Raw genomic sequence first — 315 nt, forward strand, 5'->3', positions numbered from 1 at the left:
ATTCATGGTGGCTCAAAACATAATGTAATTTCTGATGAAGTAAAGTTACAACTTACATTACGCAGCTATAACCCTGATATTAGAAATGCACAAATTGCAGCAATTAAACGCATTACCGCCGGTATTGCACAAAGCGCAGGCCTTGAGGAAGCGCTCTACCCTAAGGTGCAAGTACATGAAGATGAGTCAATTCCATCTACATATAACAATCCGGCACAAACCAACCTTGTGCGTCAAAGTATTGCCAGCGCTATTGGTGATGAAAATGTGCTTGAAACCCTCCCTGTAATGGCAGGTGAAGACTTTGGCTTATAT

1 pseudogene is annotated in these 315 nt (G+C 41.6%); it reads left to right on the top strand.

From position 1 onward, the window contains the following. Positions 1-315 (top strand): annotated as a pseudogene (locus AAEY62_RS21390) (amidohydrolase); the annotation flags it as partial.

It is taken from the genome of Pseudoalteromonas sp. GW168-MNA-CIBAN-0100, from assembly GCF_040309225.1.
Taxonomy (GTDB): Bacteria; Pseudomonadota; Gammaproteobacteria; order Enterobacterales; family Alteromonadaceae; genus Pseudoalteromonas; species Pseudoalteromonas arctica.